General features: G+C 40.9%; 16 protein-coding genes. 9 read left to right on the top strand and 7 right to left on the bottom strand.

Annotation, left to right across the window (positions count from 1 at the left end):
* Positions 1-35: 35 nt before the first annotated feature.
* Positions 36-476, top strand: coding sequence for a hypothetical protein (locus QL886_RS01160; RefSeq protein ID WP_057760321.1), 441 nt, complete (start codon positions 36-38; stop codon positions 474-476).
* A 98-nt stretch (positions 477-574) separates the two neighbouring features.
* Here the strand turns inward: QL886_RS01160 and QL886_RS01155 are convergent, their stop codons facing one another.
* Positions 575-904 (bottom strand): hypothetical protein, encoded by a 330-nt coding sequence (locus QL886_RS01155; protein WP_102091713.1) that lies wholly within the window; start codon positions 902-904, stop codon positions 575-577.
* A 262-nt stretch (positions 905-1,166) separates the two neighbouring features.
* A complete protein-coding gene (locus tag QL886_RS01150) occupies positions 1,167-2,018 on the bottom strand; it encodes an AraC family transcriptional regulator (RefSeq protein ID WP_102091712.1) in 852 nt (283 codons plus the stop codon).
* Positions 2,019-2,184: 166 nt separating this feature from the next.
* On the opposite strand from QL886_RS01150, the gene QL886_RS01145 reads away from it, so the two are divergent.
* Positions 2,185-2,598 (top strand): organic hydroperoxide resistance protein, encoded by a 414-nt coding sequence (locus QL886_RS01145; RefSeq protein WP_101204365.1) that lies wholly within the window; start codon positions 2,185-2,187, stop codon positions 2,596-2,598.
* 171 nt (positions 2,599-2,769) lie between these two features.
* On the opposite strand, the gene QL886_RS01140 is transcribed toward QL886_RS01145, so the two are convergent.
* Positions 2,770-3,687: an EamA family transporter gene (locus tag QL886_RS01140; RefSeq protein WP_102091711.1), complete on the bottom strand. Its 918-nt coding sequence runs from the start codon at positions 3,685-3,687 to the stop codon at positions 2,770-2,772.
* 320 nt (positions 3,688-4,007) lie between these two features.
* Here QL886_RS01140 and QL886_RS01135 point away from each other — a divergent pair, with 320 nt between their 5' ends.
* Complete coding sequence (locus QL886_RS01135) at positions 4,008-4,691, top strand: YetF domain-containing protein (RefSeq protein ID WP_102091710.1); 684 nt, start codon at positions 4,008-4,010, stop codon at positions 4,689-4,691.
* Between the two features lie 131 nt (positions 4,692-4,822).
* Here QL886_RS01135 and creD read toward each other — a convergent pair whose 3' ends face one another.
* The 4 genes from creD to pnuC all read right to left on the bottom strand — a co-directional run bounded on the left by creD (position 4,823) and on the right by pnuC (position 8,493).
* Complete coding sequence (creD, locus tag QL886_RS01130; RefSeq protein WP_102091709.1) at positions 4,823-6,433, bottom strand: cell envelope integrity protein CreD; 1,611 nt, start codon at positions 6,431-6,433, stop codon at positions 4,823-4,825.
* Positions 6,434-6,602: 169 nt separating this feature from the next.
* On the bottom strand, positions 6,603-7,127 hold the full coding sequence (locus QL886_RS01125) for a TIGR00645 family protein (RefSeq protein ID WP_102090338.1): 525 nt from the start codon (positions 7,125-7,127) through the stop codon (positions 6,603-6,605).
* Positions 7,128-7,223: 96 nt separating this feature from the next.
* Positions 7,224-7,811: an ATP-binding protein gene (locus tag QL886_RS01120; RefSeq protein ID WP_290177361.1), complete on the bottom strand. Its 588-nt coding sequence runs from the start codon at positions 7,809-7,811 to the stop codon at positions 7,224-7,226.
* Positions 7,783-8,493: a nicotinamide riboside transporter PnuC gene (pnuC, locus tag QL886_RS01115; protein WP_290177360.1), complete on the bottom strand. Its 711-nt coding sequence runs from the start codon at positions 8,491-8,493 to the stop codon at positions 7,783-7,785. Before pnuC ends, QL886_RS01120 begins: the two co-directional genes overlap by 29 nt.
* A gap of 296 nt (positions 8,494-8,789) precedes the next feature.
* Here pnuC and QL886_RS01110 point away from each other — a divergent pair, with 296 nt between their 5' ends.
* From QL886_RS01110 to QL886_RS01085, 6 genes are all read left to right on the top strand, one after another.
* Positions 8,790-9,935 carry a beta-ketoacyl-ACP synthase III gene (locus QL886_RS01110; RefSeq protein ID WP_057760302.1) on the top strand — a complete coding sequence of 382 codons (1,146 nt, stop codon included), beginning with the start codon at positions 8,790-8,792 and terminating at the stop codon, positions 9,933-9,935.
* A gap of 234 nt (positions 9,936-10,169) precedes the next feature.
* Positions 10,170-11,261 (top strand): peptide chain release factor 1, encoded by a 1,092-nt coding sequence (gene prfA / locus QL886_RS01105; RefSeq protein WP_057760300.1) that lies wholly within the window; start codon positions 10,170-10,172, stop codon positions 11,259-11,261.
* Between the two features lie 133 nt (positions 11,262-11,394).
* On the top strand, positions 11,395-12,933 hold the full coding sequence (lysS, locus tag QL886_RS01100; RefSeq protein WP_102090341.1) for a lysine--tRNA ligase: 1,539 nt from the start codon (positions 11,395-11,397) through the stop codon (positions 12,931-12,933).
* A 115-nt stretch (positions 12,934-13,048) separates the two neighbouring features.
* The gene (locus QL886_RS01095) at positions 13,049-14,311 is read left to right on the top strand and encodes a hypothetical protein (RefSeq protein WP_102090342.1); all 1,263 of its coding nucleotides are present in this window, start codon (positions 13,049-13,051) and stop codon (positions 14,309-14,311) included.
* Between the two features lie 69 nt (positions 14,312-14,380).
* The gene (gene dnaX, locus QL886_RS01090; protein WP_290177359.1) at positions 14,381-16,234 is read left to right on the top strand and encodes a DNA polymerase III subunit gamma/tau; all 1,854 of its coding nucleotides are present in this window, start codon (positions 14,381-14,383) and stop codon (positions 16,232-16,234) included.
* Between the two features lie 232 nt (positions 16,235-16,466).
* A complete protein-coding gene (locus QL886_RS01085; RefSeq protein WP_057760292.1) occupies positions 16,467-17,366 on the top strand; it encodes a LysR family transcriptional regulator in 900 nt (299 codons plus the stop codon).
* Positions 17,367-17,446: the final 80 nt, after the last annotated feature.

The raw sequence follows: 17,446 nt of genomic DNA, 5'->3' as shown, positions 1-17,446 counted from the left end.
TGTATATAATTCTCTTTAATTGTGAGGTTTATAAAATGTTTCTAACTATAATTGCAGGTGTCACAATTTTTGTCATAGGTCAGTTTATTTTAAAGTTGATTTTAGAGCCCATAGTAGGGTTAAAAGAAACACTTGGAGAAGTTTCATCTCTATTTCTTCGAGAACAATCGGGCTTTATAAATGATAATGTCAATAAGGATGTACAAAATGAAGTTATAAGATTATCTTCAATGATTTTGGCAAAGAAACAAGCTATTTTACTTTATAGTGTTTTTGCAAAAATATTGAGAATGCCAAGCGAATCAAATCTTATTGAAGGTTGCCGTAGTTTGAATTTGATTTCTTATCTCGTTATAAAAAATTCTTCAGACACATTACAGAGAAAGTCTCATACACGGGAAATATATGAGGAAATGAAGTTAGTAAGTAAGCATTTAAAAATCCATATTACATATAGTGAGCGGATTGAGACGTGATATAAAAGATCTTATCAGGTATTTGTTTAGAACTTTAATGCACAAATAGAAAGTTTAAGTTAGCAAGCACTAATCTAGCCTTTCTATTTGTATAATATCTAATGGCTAATCTTTTCTGTCAGTACACCCATGCTATAAAGTACATAGGCAATCACGGTTAATGCGACGATAAATGGAGTAAGCATCCAAATCACAATATTGATTAAAAGTGATGGTAGCAATCCATTGAACAATTCAATATCTGGTGCGAAAAAATCGGTCATGACATCGACTGCACGCTTAGCAATAGGGAATAGCAAGGTGCTAAAAGCTAACATATAAATGTACTTACTAAATCCAGGGTCACTCATGACTACCATAAAGTAGAACACTGTAAAAAAAGTAATGCCAAGTGCCCAGCATTTGAGAGTGTAGCTTAAACGAATCATGTTATCTCCTCCCTAAGCTTTCTATTGATTGCTTTACATCGATCGTACGCAGAGTAAAGCTGCTCCTATACATTCATTATTTTAAATATACATAATATGTTATAATACGAATATATAGTCACGTCAACCAATTTTTCTATTTATTTAAAATACTCCGCAAATTATTCAACTTAAAAATGATATTTTTTAAGGAATGCTTTCGTAAATATAATAGTAAATAGCCTAAGCAAAAAATTTTTTTTATTAAAAAATAAAATTATAACTACAACTCGTTACTTGGGCTTAGACCAAAAAATCGCTTATATTCTCGGCTAAACTGGCTAGGGCTTTCGTAGCCTACTTGCATCGCTATTTGTGATATTTGCGTACCATGCATCTTAATTAAGCGCCTAGCTTCCATTAAACGTAAGTTTTTCTGATACTGTAGTGGACTCAGCTGGGTTATTTCTTTAAAGTGCTGATGAAACCCTGAGACACTCATGCCGCATCTACTAGCCAAGCTCTCAACCATGATAGGTTCATCTAGATGTGCCTTTATCCAGTCAGTCGCTTGGGCAATGCGGCGTGTATGGCTACCGATAACGACCAATTGTTTAAGTTTGTTGCCTTGCTCAGCCAAGAGTAGGCGATAGTATATTTCTTGTTGAATTAGAGAAGACAGAAAATCAATATCGTTTGGATAATTAAGCAAGCGTATCAATCGCTCAAACGCGTCCATTATGGTGTCATCTAGGTGCCACTTTATCCCTAAATGGCTGCCTGCCATTGGTTGTGTGGTCGGTAGCTGCGCTAATACATCTCTAATCATGGCTAAATCTAATTTCATTGATAAAACAATGACAGGGTTTTTTATCGAAGCATGTTTAATATGCATACTTAGCGGTATATTAACTGGACAGAACATCAAGTTACTATTGTCAAACCTTTGACAGTCAGCACCCAAATAAATCTCGCGTTCTCCCTGCAATACAATACAAATACTTGGCTCTTGAATATAGCTTACGGCTTTGCTTGGTTTGTCCGCGCAGTAAAAGAACAAACCTGAAACGGCAGATTCAATGGTTTTATTTCTAGGTAGTACGGTAAGAAGTTGGGCAATAGTCGTTTGATTCATCACGAGTGCTTATTTTATAGGATTGCCTGATAGTATAAATATTTGTAGGATTAGGCAAGAGTTATAGAGGTTTGTTCTAACGTATAAGTGCAGAGGAATCTATAATAATTTCATCGCAACAGCGTAAGTACGACCTCTAATAATATGAAACAAGGAATAATTACTCATGAAAATATTTTATAAAACACGCGCAACCGCTACTGGTGGACGTTCTGGCCATACTGGATTAGACGATGGGTCGTTAGGATTTGACTTGGTATCTTTTCAAGAGCAAGATAAAGAAGGCGTGAACCCAGAACAGCTTTTTGCCATGGGTTACGCGGCTTGTTTTGATAGCGCTTTGAGCATGACAGCACAGCACATGAAATTGCCTGTTACCGCTTCAAAAACCTCTGCGCAAGTAGGTATCGGTATGAAAGCTGACGGTAGCTACAACCTAGAGATAGAGCTGTCTGTAGAAGTATCAGGTATTGATGAAGCGCAGGCGCAGCAGTTGATCGAAGCTACGCATCAGGTGTGCCCGTATTCTAATGCTACTCGCGGCAATGTCGATACTCGTCTAGAAGTTACTGTTGCTTAAATGCTGTTGTTCAACGACTGTTGACCGTAGACTAGCAATATTAAAATAATAACTCGAATATAAAACGCCTCGATTTATAAGAGTCGGGGCGTTTTATGTTGTCTGGTAGAATCATAAGCTGGAACTTTTTCTGAGCAGTTTAGCTAATGATAGGTTGTTAATAGCATTATTTTATACCGGTACTTTTTTATTTAAGGTAAACACCAAGACCGCGCCCAAAATGACCGTACTTGCGATAATAAAGGGCATAGTTAACTGCTCAGATAAAAATATCACACCTAGCAACGCAGCAATCACAGGGACACATAGCTGAACGATAGCGGCTTGTGTGTTTTTCAATAGTGGCATCGCTGTATACCAGATACTATAGCCCAACCCTGAGGCGATCGCTCCGGATGCACAGGCGAGTAGTACACCTTCAATGGTAATACCATCCAAATTGATATTTTTCAAACCTAAGTCATCTAGATACGTCATACCTACCAGTAGTAGTATAGGCACAGCGACTAAACTACGCACAAAATTAAACCCTGTCGCTCGCAGCGGTGAGACACATGATTTGCCGCGTATACTATATACTCCCCAAGCTATGCCGCTCATAGCCATTAACGCTGCAGCCAATGGTGACGGTATGGCAGCGGATGGCAACATCAGATATACAAACCCCGCCACTGCAACGACAAACGCTAACCATTGTAGCGCGCTGAGCTGTTCTTTTTTATAGATACCCCAGCCAATCATCGTCAGCTGAACCGCTGAAAACAAAATCAATGCCCCAGTGCCAGTATCCAGCTCTACATACGCAATTGAAAAGCACAGCGCATAAATCACCAAGCTGAGACTACTTAACCAACTGCCTTTGTCATTTAATATAGCGTGGACAGTAGATTCGTCATGATTAGACGTTTGGCGTCGCAGTCTGTAAGCATGTATAGCCATGATAATACCTAGACAGGCCGTCGCACTCACTAGCCTGATGATGGTAAAGCTCCAAGCATCGATGTAGCCTTCCGCCAATGCCATTCGGCAAAACAGAGAATTTGCAGCAAAGGCGATTAACGCAATAATAGTATAAATCGTGGCTTTCAAAAGTAATTCCTACAATGAATAAATGGCACAAAACAGGCAAACATAGGATTTTAGTTTTAGGTCTTAAGATACGCTGTTATAACGAACGTTTATTCTTAGCAAAGATAATAGATTTATAACTGATTAATCTAATCTATAGCCGTTTCACAAGACAGGATATTTTGTCGTACTTATGGCAAAAAGTCTCTTTTAAATCAGAATAACGATAGTTGTATTGACGATAAGGTCTAAAAATAGGGATGATGTGCTTCGCGTCAAATGAACTATTAGAACAACACTCATGAAACACAATAATTAGATAAATAAATAGGAAAGATAGTATGAATTGGGCAAGTATTTTTATTTATGACACAACTTGGTGGTTTGCCGTAGAAATTTTAATACGTGTCACTGTAATGTTTGTATTAATTATCACATTTTTGCGATTCACTGGTAAGCGCGGCGTTCGTCAGCTTTCTATTTTTGAGTTAACCATCATTTTATCGTTAGGCTCTATCGCAGGTGATCCCATGTTCACCGAAGACCTGCCCATCATTCAAGCGGTATTAATCATGGGTACCGTCATTTCGCTCTATAGGCTTTGTACTTGGGCGATGATGAAATTTCAGCCTTTTGAAGACCTGTTAGAAGGCAAGTCACTTTATATTGTAGAAGATGGCATGCTGGTGCTTGATAAAATCAAAAAAGGTGAAATGTCACATGATGAGTTTTTTGCTGAAATGCGCCAACAAGGGGTTGAGCATTTAGGTCAAGTGCGTACTGGTTTGCTCGAGACTGATGGCAATTTTAGTATTTTATTGCATACCTCTGAAAAGACAGATTACGGTATGCCGCTTTTCCCTAAGCAATACCGACCGGTCGAGCAAGTAGAAGCAGGGGTTTATTATGCTTGTATGTATTGCGGTTACGTCGATGAAATCTCTGACCCCAATCATTGTTGCCCACGCTGTGAGGATAATTGCAATAACTGGGCTAAGGCGTTAAACAATCATATCGTCAAATAATATTACTACTTGGCTGCCTTAGCTCAGTTAATAAGCTAAGGCAGCCAATTTTTTTCAAATTATCAGATAAAAACCTCTCATTTACTGACAGTTTGTCTGACTTGCTTTATACAGCGCATGGCTCTCATCATTTATGTCACTTTATACCAGTCAAGTTTGCGAGTCATCACCATCACGCAGGCAAGTATCACAAAGCAGAATATCGCACCCAGTAATAGATTGAGATCTTCTGTACTTAAAATACCGAAAAACGCAGCATATAGCCCAGCAAGTGTCGCGGTAAAGATTACTGCCCGTTTTAAACCGCCAAATACATAATAGCTATACCAGCCAATAAGCCCAACACAAGCACTGGCCGCTACCATATAGGCTTGCCAAAATGCGATTTGTTCTGCAAGTGGTAGTAATAAGACATAAAAGACAAATAGTGCGCAGCCGACGAGCAGATACTGAATAGGGTGGATACGACTTGATTTGAGCACTTCAAATAAAAAGAAAGTGCCAAAAGATACCAAAATTAATAGCAAGGCGTACTTCATGGCTCTTTCAGTTTGTAGATAGACATCGTTAGGGCTCGCAAAACTAACGCCAAAGCTGTTTAGCAGAATACTTTGATTGCTGCCAGCTACTGCCATACTGTCTGCCGTCAAACCTCTTGATGACTCAAACGAATCAGGATTGTACGAATGACTATCGGTATTGAGCGTTGATTCACTTATGACAGTACATTGCTGGTTAGGTGCGCTGAGACATTGAGAGAGGTATTGATTGTTGGCGACGGTTAGATACTGATTTTGCCAACTGGCATTGAATCCTTTAGCGGTAATGCTCTTGGTATTTGGTAATGCTTTACCGATGAAGTTTGGTGTCTGCCAGTCACTGTGCATAGACAGAGTAAAGTTCTGCCCAGTTGGGACAGTCGTTAAATTACTAATGCCAGCTAATGGCAAGTCGATCACAATATTGAGCGCTTGATTGTCTTTAGGATTAGATAACTGGCTATTTACTTCTGATTTATCTAGATTTTTATTTATTGAGCCTGTGGTAGCCAAGCTATCTTTATTATGTTGGCTAGTAGGATTTTTTAATTGCTCCAATACGTCTTTAGGAATATCTACTTCGACATAGGTTAAGTTCTCTATCATTGGTATCTGCGGATAGTTTGCTGCAATCGTTTTTTGATTAATTGTGACAGTAGGCAGGGTAGCGACACCGCGCAAATCAGATACAGGAATGATAAGTTTTGCTTTATTCCAGTGGGTAATGGTTTTGGCTAGTTGTGTCTTATCTGCATCATTGTCAATTGTAGTTCCAATCTGATCTAAGTTTTCTAAAGACTCTACAAACGTATAACTCTGATCGAATGTCAGCTGACCATCATAGCTAGTCGCGCTATAGATACCGCGTTTATAAATGTCTGTGTTTACTTTTAGGGTTTGTGCAGCTTGCGTCTGAGTGGCAAATATCGTCTCAGTTTTCGAGTATGAAGGTTCGCATTTGCCCTTTATATTTGATGTATCTGTTGCATCTGACTGACATGCAGGTGTGATTGTCGTAGGGATGGCGATAAATGGGTTAATGATTTCTTGTGGATTGACATGCTGCTCGCTGATTTCTTTTATCACTGACTCTGCGTAGTATTGCCTCTCATATATGATATCGCCAATCATGGTGAGACCAATCGAAAAAACGATACACAGTCCTATAATGATGGATAACTTAGTCAATAATGTTTTTTGCATGTGGTCGCCTCCTAAGTATCTTTAATCCACAGCTGCCGAGATAGCAGACCATGGCTTTAAAAGACATCATAGAGAGGACATAACGAGAAGATGTGCAGGAAATATGGAATAACTGTGAAAGGGTGAGAGTTGATATTCTCAGATAATTATTTTTCGATTATTAATGTGCTTAATGCTTTTTCGTATCGCCAACGACTTTATCCATGATAGCGAATAACAAGCCAGACAACACAAAGGTCATATGAATAATAACCTTCCACATGAGTTTGTCAGCATCAAGTTCACTCATTCCGCTAGATATATCCATAAAGGACTTTAATAGATCAATCGCCGAGATAGCAACAATTGCTCCGATGACTTTGAGCTTCAGACCAGAAAAGTCTACTTTTCCCATCCAGCTAGGACGATCATCATGAGTGCCAGTATCGATTTTCGAGACAAAGATCTCATAGCCGCTGAATATAATGATAAGCAGTAAACTGGCAACTAGAGAGATATCAACCAATACCAATATATCTACAATCACACTGGCTTCAGAGGCCGTCAGAATGTCAGCAAACATGTTCCATAGTTTTTGGACAAACTTAATAAATAATAAAATAATGCCTAACACCAGCCCTAGATAAAAAGGTGCTAGTATCCAGCGGCTATTAAATATGGTTTTTTCTAAATAAAGCTCAAACTTCTTTAGCATGGGTATCTCTTAGGTTTCAAATACAAAAAAGTGTTAAAGACAAGAAAGTCTTAAAGACATAAATATGGGTAAGTTTATGACCATAGCTATTTAGTTTTAGTCATATGAGATTTTGTCTATATTAGCGAGCTGCGCTACTACTTGCTGAACGCGCGCTTTTCTATCGCCACTAATGCGTTGAAATGGTTTTTGATGCTTGCTTAATTGACTGGCGAAATAGTCGCTTATCTCATCGCGTTGGTGTGGACTGTCTCGCAGGTCATCAGCCACCCATGGCGTATCAACCTCAGTCAATAATATCAAATCATAGTGATGCGCCAACGCTGCTTGCTCAAGATCCGTTGGGCAGTCGCCATAATACCAATAAGAATAAACCATCAGCTCAAACAAACTGGTATCGCAAAACAAATAATGACTGGCATTAGACGACTGAGCGACTTGTTTGGCCAAGGTATTCTCTAGTGTAACCTGTCCCTGTGCGATAGGGATCAGATCTTCCCACGTACAAGTCAGCTGCTCGTCGTCCCACTTTGCCTGTAAGTAGGTGCGCATGTATTCTGACACCCAAGGAGTATCAAAATGCTCGGCCAAATCACGACATAAGGTCGTCTTACCCGTACTTTCTGCCCCTAAAACCGCGACGTTGATGACAGATTTAGGCGTATGCTGCTCGAGGTTGTACACGGTAGCGTCGTTGCCATTCATAGTATGCCCAGATTGCGATAAGAGTGAAGACTACATATTGTAGCGCGGTAAAAGTAAAACCTTTATAGAAGTATAGTGGTACCGATATCGCATCAGCGATGATCCAGAGTATCCAATGCTCGATTTTGCGCCGTGCCATGAGCCACATTGCCATCAAAAATAAAGCAGTAGTGAGCATGTCAGTATAATCGACCCAAGTAAATAAATGGAGTCCAAGTACCGCACCATCGAAACTAAAGCCATTATTAATCACTGGGCGGAAATAATAAACCAATCCTACAAAAGCTATCGTTCCTGCTGCCAAAGCAGAAAGTATAGGGATGTCACCTGCAGTCAAATGCTCAATACGGACATTATTGGCATTTGACTGCTTGTGCTCAACAGACTGGTTTTTCTTATTCTTTGACCAGTTAATCCAGCCATACAAGCTCATCACGGTATAGTAAGCATTGATGAACATATCGCCAAACAGCTGCCACTTCCACAGTAGGTACACAAATATAGCAGTGCTGACCAGACCGATAGGGAAGACTAAAATATTGGTTTTGCTGGCGAGTAAGACACTTGCTACGCCGAAGACAACGGCAATCAGTTCAAGAATGATGAATATTGTAGAGTAGTCAGCGTATTGACCAAATAACCAGTTGAGAAGTTCTGCCATTAGTATTCCTAAATATGAGCGCGTATCAATATTCTGAATAATCAAGATAGTTCGATGAATAGTACAGACCAAAATGATACCAATTATAACGTAGCTATCGCAAAAGGACGGCAGTCTTTGCTAATTTATGGCAAGAAACAGATTATTTGTAACAAAGTATTAGAAAAATTATAATATTCAGGCATAATAAACACACTGATTTTAAGTTTACAGTTATTCACTGAATTTGAATGGCTATTATTTTTCCACTTTTATGCTTATTCCAAGCACCACAGTAGTAGACAAGGAAGCTTATCATGACGACTTGTATCACAGGCACTGGTCTTTATATCCCACCTTACAGCATTAGTAACGAAGAGCTAGTTGAGTCATTTAACCAGTATGTTGAAAACTATAATACCGAACATGCTGAAGAGATAGCTGCAGAGACAGTGACGGCACTTGAGCCTTCTTCAGCTGCTTTTATCGAAAAAGTATCTGGTATCAAATCACGTTATGTGATGGAAAAAGAAGGTATCTTAAATACTGAAATCATGGCGCCAGTTATCCCTTACCGCAACTTGGGCGAAGAGTTGTCAGTCATGGCCGAAATGGGCGCAGCAGCACTTAGAGACGCTTTGGCTGATGCTGGACTTGAGGCCAATGACTTAGACGGTATCATCCTTGCTTGCTCAAACTTCCAACGTACTTATCCTGCGGTTGCCATCGAAATCCAAAACGAAATTGGTATGATTGGCGGCTTTGCTTATGATATGAACGTTGCGTGTAGTGCGGCGACGTTTGGTCTGTCACAAGCACACGGTTCTATCATCTCTGGTTTGGCCAAACGTATTGCTGTGGTCAACGTAGAGATCACCTCAGCGCATCTAAACTGGCGCAACCGTGACAGCCACTTTATCTTTGGTGATGTAGCGACCGCTTCTATCGTTGAAGAATTAGATACGCCAAAAGGTTACGAGATTCTAAACTCTAAGCTATTTACTCAGTTTTCGACCAACATCAAAAACGAATATGGCTTTATGGATCGCTCAGAGTATCTAGCGGCGCAGACTGAAATGTATCCAGATATCAAAGCACCGGTCACTGACAAGCTGTTTTTGCAAAACGGTCGTAAAGTATTCCGTGAAGTCTGTCCGAAAGTGTCAGAGATTATCACTGAGCACTTGCAAGAAAACGACATCCCAACATCTGATGTTAAGATGATGTGGTTGCATCAAGCCAATGCCAATATGTTGGATTTGATTCTACGTACCGTGGTTGGTAAAGATGCCGATAAATCGATTGCTCCGAGTGTTATTGCTGAATTTGCCAATACTAGCTCAGCGAGTCCTATGATTGTATTCCATCGCCACAAAGATGACTTAGTATCAGGCGATCTGGGCGTTATTTGCTCATTTGGTGCAGGTTACTCTATTGGATCGGTCTTAGTTCGCAAGGTCTAATACTTTGACTACCTGTCCTGATAAAAATAGCTAAGAATATTCTTAGCTATTTTTTTGTCTGTCGTTTTTGCTATTGAAATTAAGTCGTGACATCTAAATATAAACAGAGATGTTTGAGAAGATAACATCAAGATTACCGACAATATCAACAAGAATGATTAGAGGTTTTAATTTACCCTAAAAAATTTGCTATAATCACGGGCTTATTCCTCTTATCCAATTAAAAGTCCTTTTATGAAAGAATCCTTACGCCTGCGTTTAGACCAGATGGTAGACCGTTATGAAGAGGTCACCGCTTTATTATCAGATCCTAGTGTCATCAGTGATAATAACAAGTTCCGTGAATTGTCTGTTGAGCACAGCGACTTGATGGAGATCACGACGCTGTGGCAAAACTACGTGGGTGCAGAAACGGATCAGGCCGATGCAGAAGCGATGCTAGCCGATGCAACAGATCCTGACATGAAAGAGATGATGATCGATGAGATTGAGAGTGCGCGTGATACCATCGTAGAGATGGAAGAAGCGCTTAATCTGATGATGCTACCCAAAGACCCTAACGATAAAGTACCAGCATTTTTAGAGATTCGTGCTGGGACAGGCGGTGATGAAGCAGCAATTTTCTCTGGTGACTTGTTCCGCATGTACCAAAAATACGCGCAGAGCCAAGGCTGGACACTAGAAGTGCTCTCTGCAAATGAAGGTGAGCATGGTGGTTATAAAGAAATCATCACTCGCGTATCTGGCAATAGTGTATATGGTCGCCTAAAGTTTGAATCAGGCGCTCACCGCGTACAGCGTGTTCCTGAAACTGAGAGCCAAGGTCGTGTGCACACGTCAGCTTGTACGGTTGCGGTCATGCCGGAAGTTGAGATTGATGATACCGTTGATATCAATCCTGCTGATATCAAAATGGATACTTTCCGCTCAAGTGGTGCGGGTGGTCAGCACGTGAACACGACTGACTCTGCCGTACGTTTGACACATATTCCAACGGGTACCGTGGTAGAGTGTCAGCAAGAGCGTAGCCAACACAAAAACCGTGCGCATGCTATGAAAATGCTGGTCTCTAAAATTCAACAAGCCAAAGTGCAAGCACAGGTCGATGTGGCGGACTCTATACGTCGTGACTTGGTCGGTAGTGGCGATCGCTCAGAGCGTATTCGTACCTATAATTTTCCACAAGGCCGCATGACCGATCATCGTATCAACCTTACCTTATACAAGCTCGACTCTATTATGGAAGGCGACTTGGACGAGATTCTTGATGCACTACTACGTGAGCATCAGGCCGATTTGATGGCCAGTATCGGTGGCAATGACTAGTAGTTAGTCTTTAAGAGTACTAATAACAGTTTTATCGTTTTTATCACCATGTCTGTTCTTATAATAATAAGTATTGATTTAATTTTTCTGTTTTCGTTTATCCATTTAATTACCTAAAAATATTGAGAGTGTTATGTCAAAGCACAATAATCAGAACCAAGATCAAACCCCAGTCGTAGAAGATGCTAACGAGCTAATCGCACAACTGCAAGCCAAGCTAGATGATATCAGTGCTTCAGGTAAACAGCCGTATCCTAATACGTTCAAACGCACTGATTATGCGCAAGACTTACAGACGGCTTTTGATGGTGTCTCAAAGCAGGAAATTGAAGAAAAAGCAGCGAATGGTGAAAAAACACAGGTCAACGTGGCAGGTCGAGTCATGCTCAACCGTGGTTCGTTCATCGTGATCCAAGATATGACAGGCCGTATTCAGCTATATGTAGCACGTAAAGAGCTTGATGAGGAAACGCGTGCGAGCATTAAATCACTAGATTTAGGTGATATAGTTGGGGTATCTGGCTATATCGGTCGCTCAGGTAAAGGTGATCTGTATGTGCATATTGAAGAAATTACGCTACTGACCAAATCACTACGTCCAATGCCAAACAAGTTCCATGGTTTGGCTGATGTGGAAGCGCGCTATCGTAATCGTCATCTTGATTTGATGACCAATGAGACGACTCGCAATACCTTTATGGTTCGTAGTCAGATCGTTAGTGGTATCCGTCAATTTATGCTCAATGAGCGTTTTATGGAAGTTGAAACGCCAATGATGCATCCGATACCAGGCGGTGCAGTAGCCCGTCCGTTTGAGACGCATCATAATGCATTAGACATGCCTTTATATCTACGTATCGCGCCTGAGCTTTATCTTAAGCGTCTAGTCGTTGGCGGGTTCGAGCGCGTATTTGAGATTAACCGTAGTTTCCGTAATGAAGGGGTTTCAACCCGTCATAACCCTGAATTTACCATGATTGAGTTCTATCAAGCATACGCTGATTATCATGACTTAATGGATTTGACTGAGCGTCTGTTTAATCAGTTAGCAATAGATGTGTTGGGCACAACAGAGCTTACGTATCAAGAAGAAGCCATTAGCCTAAAAGCACCATTTGCTCGTCTGTCAATGTCTGATGCGATTGCAAAATATGCTGAAAACTTTGATATGACACGTATCAATGATCGTGAATACCTAGCAGAATATGCATCTACGACACTTAAGCAGCAAGTCAAAGATGTGTTTGGTGTGGGTAAACTACAGACGATTATCTTTGAAGAAACGGCTGAGCATCAATTACGTCAGCCAACGTTCATTACTGAGTACCCAGCTGAGACCTCGCCTCTAGCGCGCCGTAGTGATGACAATCCTGAGATTACCGATCGCTTTGAGCTGTTCGTTGGTGGTCGTGAGTTGGCCAATGGTTTTAGTGAGCTTAATGATCCAGCAGACCAAGCCGAGCGTTTCCGTGGTCAGGTTGCTGAAAAAGACGCGGGCGATGATGAAGCCATGCATTTCGATGAAGAGTATATCGAAGCATTGTCTTATGGTTTGCCACCGACAGCTGGTGAGGGTATTGGTATTGACCGTTTAGTAATGCTATTTACCGACTCTGCTAGTATCCGTGATGTGATCTTGTTCCCGCATATGCGCCGCAAACAAGATAGCTAAGATGGGTTTGCTTGCTATAAATCCAAACTGATACTTAACTCAGCATAAAAAGCTTTTGCTCATTTTCACAGAATGGGTATCAGCTTTTTTGTGAAATATCGTCTATAGAGGTATTATGGATACTCAGCAAGCATCTCATACGCTTTGGCAAAAAATGATTCAGCAATGTTTTTTATCATTGTATGAGTTGCCTGATGACAAAATCACTGACTCTGATCATTTTCAGGGTTATGATTTTGTTTTTGAGTTTTCCGGCGCTACTATTTATTTGCTCGTCAATACCGTCGTGATGCAGGCAACTAAGCAAGAAGTGGATAATGCTAAAGCTCGTGAGTGGAGAAAAGAAGTTGTTAACCAACTTATCAAACGCCACGCTCAGATTTATCAAAAAAATGATAGCCTAGTTGTAGATAGAAGTGCCGCGACAACTGATAAAGCAGTTTATTTTATTGGCTTGACGTCATTGTCTATTAATCATCAAGACGATCAGTCGGGCCATTCATCTTATGCAGTTGGCTACGAATATGGCAGTCGGTTTTTTGCAGAGGATTGTGTTTTAGACTTAGATGATGAGCAAAATATCTTACAAGTCTTTAGTCATCAAAACTTCGTTGATATCCTCAACCAGTTAGTGACGCCAAGTGATTTAACAACCTTTTTAGACTTCCATCGTCGTCAGCTATCTAGCTTTGTATCATTTCAAAACGAATCGACATTGCTTAAACAGTTTCTACAATCACCGGACTTTCACCAAAGAGCGATTAGGATACAAGAACAGCTAATTGATAGTGAGTTAATTGAGCAAGTTGAACTACGCTTACTTAAAGCAGTAGAGCCGAATCAGAACGTGTATGCCGATGCCTTAATGGCTGAGATGCAAAAAAATACTCGGATGTGGTTCAAGCTGTTTAACAGTGTTCTTGAGCGTTATTATGAAGCGGGTAGACCTTTACCAAATGAGCAGGTTGATATTTTGGTAGATGAGTCAATGTATACCTATGCATGTCTAGTAGAAAAAATCCTAGCTTATAGAACCATGGATCAAGACTCGCGCTGGAATGGGTATGTTCGCCATGAGCATTCTTATCATGTATTTGGACGCCATTATCTCATGGTGTTTTATGCGCAAGACGATAGCAGTTCGCTGAGCGCAGAGAATGTTAGGCTCTCTTATAAAGATTTATTGTCAGATATTAGTGTTCAGTTACAAGAGCCTGTAATGGATGATTTGTTTTTACTGGGCGTAGAGTTTCGGCCATGCGAAGACAGTGTAAATACTGAGGTTTATCTGGATATTTTTCATCAAGCAGGCTCATTGATTGATGAAAGCACTCAACGCTTATATGATCGACTTGCCCAACTTCAAGCTCAGTTATAACCTAAACATAGTACGATTCACTAACCCGACGCTTCCTTTATATTTGTATTATTTACATTGGCATTTCTTATGACGCAGCAATATCAAGTTTTAGCTCGCAAATACCGACCAAAAAACTTTCACGAGTTGATTGGGCAGACGCATGTGTCTCAAGCGCTGATTAATGCGATTGATTATAATCGTCTGCATCATGCTTATCTGTTTACAGGTACACGCGGTGTGGGTAAAACGACGATTGCGCGTATTTTATCTAAATGCTTGAACTGTGATACAGGTATTACCAGTACCCCTTGCGGCGTATGTGATAACTGTGTTGCTATTGATCAGGGACGTTTCATTGATCTTATTGAGATTGATGCCGCTTCTCGTACCAAGGTTGAAGACACGCGTGAATTATTAGACAACGTGCCTTATGCGCCAAGCCAAGGACGTTATAAGGTCTATCTGATTGATGAAGTACATATGCTGTCTACGCACAGCTTTAACGCGCTACTTAAAACGCTAGAAGAGCCACCGGAGCATGTGAAGTTTTTATTAGCGACGACTGATCCACAAAAGCTACCGATTACGATTATTTCGCGCTGTTTGCAATTTGTACTACGCCCATTACCACAAACGTTACTTAGCGAGCACTTGGCAAATATCTTGACCAAAGAGCAGGTAGGCTATACTCAGCCAGCCATTTGGCAGTTGGCAAGTGCAGCCAAAGGTTCTGTACGTGATGCTCTATCATTGACCGATCAAGCCATTGCTTTTGGTCAAGGCGCACTGGATGATGCGACTGTTAATGCAATGCTTGGTCTTATTGATGCTGCTGACTTAGTACGTCTAATCACAGATATTTATAATCATGATAAGTCCGCGGTCGCTGCTCATATTGAGCAAATGCGTGCGCAAATGGTCGATGCGACCAGTATGTTTGATGGGCTCGCTGAGCTGCTACATCAGTTGGCATTGACTCAGCTGTTGCCTGAGGTCGCTCTTAATGTCAATGAGGCGCAAGCAAAAGATATTTATACGCTAGCTCAGCATATCAGCCCTGATGTCTTGCAGCTGTATTATGAAATTGTTGTGCAAGCCCGTGAAGGTGTCAAGCTCGCAAGTACACCGATGCAAGCGCTTGAGATGTGCATCTTGCGATTGCTGGCGTTTCGTCCATTACCAGTCGATGAAGTCTTGAGCAATACTTATGATAGCAACGGGTCTGCTACCAAAGTACCAGCTATAGAACCAGTTTCTTCGGCATCAGCTTCAGATGCTATTGCACATGAGGCGTCAGCACCGCCGCCAGAGCTTTATAGTGTTGACTATCAGACTTCAAGTCACGATGAGCTGCAAAGCGGTATCTATGATAATGACAATTTAGCACAGTCAATGGCTAGTGCTATGCCTGAACCAGTTGTTGAGCCTGAACCAGTTGTTGAGCCTGAACCAGTTGTTGAGCCTAGCGCAAATGATTCTCAGTTAACAGCACACTCTGATGAAGATCCACGTACGTTGCTGCGTTGTCCACCTCAAGAACTGACAGGCGAGTGGAACCCAGAAAAGTGGGACTACTGGTTACAAACTGCTCGTGAAGGCGAGGTATTGGCACAAGATGAGTTAGCATTGGCACGACAAGGTACAATGACTGGTCAATGTAATGGTAGAGCCACGTTTTTGACCAGTGTTGATAGTAAGCATTTGCAGGTCACTTTTCAGCAATTGGCAGCTAAGCTACAACAGCAATTTACGCAAGCTGACATTGACTTGAAAATTGATAGTAGTATTATGCAGACCGAAAATAAAACCCCAGAGCGCCGACAGAAAAAACGTTTAGAGCAAGCGAAAACCGTTGCTGAAACGAAATTACTAAAAACACCAGTAATGCAGTATTTAACTGAACGTGGTGAGGGTAAAATGGGTAAAGTACAGCTGTATTGAGATTTGGAGCATTAATTGCTCAAAATGTCTAAAAGTATATTTATATATTGAACGTAGTTTTATATTAAATATCAAGGTGATAGCAATATATCACCTTGATATTTTTGTTTTTATTACGGGTCAAAATATATTTATCAAACAAGAGAGAACCATTTGATAACGATAAGATGAATGTAAAGTCGTTATAATGGTTAAGTTATATTAAAAACTGAAATGACGTTTAGGTGAGAATATGTTGGATAATTTACGCGGTATGGCTGTGTTCGCCAGTGTGGTCGGACATGGCTCTTTTAGTGGCTCAGCACGTGAGCTAGGTATTACAACCAGTGCAGTCAGTCAGCAAATTCGTTCGTTAGAGAACGAGCTTGGCGTGGTATTGCTACATCGCTCAACTCGTAAGCTAAGCTTAACAGAAGCTGGTGAGAGCTTTTACGAAGCGGCAAAAGATGTCGTCAGTGCAGCGGAGCAAGGACGTATCAAAGTTAATCAATTGCGTGATGAGCTAGCAGGTAGCTTGCGTGTATCGACCACTCCTGAGCTTGGTGTTAATCATATACTGCCAGCACTCTCTACTTGGATGGCGGCACATGATGATCTAAGTGTCACTTATCTAGCTGACAATCATTATATTGATATGATTGATGAGCGTATTGATATTGCTATTCGCATGAGCCCATCGATTAATGATTCTAGTCTGAGCAGTCATCCATTGACCGATGTGCGCCAATTATTGGTTGCTTCACCTCAGTATTTGCGTCAGCACAGTAAGCTAAATACGCCTAAAGACTTGGCTGAGCATCAATTAATCTGTATTGAGATCATGAAAGATGCCAATCAGATAGATATGATTCAGACTGAAACTGGCAAAAAAACGCGTGTCAAAATGAACTCGCGTATCTATACCAATAACGTGTTTATGGCAACGACGTTGGCTAAAGAAGGTCACGGTTTGGTTAGAATGCTAGAGATGGACGTCAAAAAAGAGCTTGAGAGTGGAGAGCTGGTAGAAGTGTTGACTGGCTATCAGTTACCAAGCTTTGTGCTATATGCGGTCACTTTAAATCGCGACCAACAGCCAGCTAAAATCACTCGTTGCCTAGAAGTACTGAAGAAATACTTCCATGCGAATTAAGTGTTGTTCTCACTACGCACGAAACGTTTTTAGTAAGCAGTAAGCAGTTAGCAGTTAGCAGTTAGCAGTTAGCAGTTAGC

This window comes from Psychrobacter sp. APC 3281, from assembly GCF_030407815.1.
Taxonomy (GTDB): domain Bacteria; phylum Pseudomonadota; class Gammaproteobacteria; order Pseudomonadales; family Moraxellaceae; genus Psychrobacter.
This window is presented reverse-complemented; position numbering and strand designations above follow the sequence as displayed.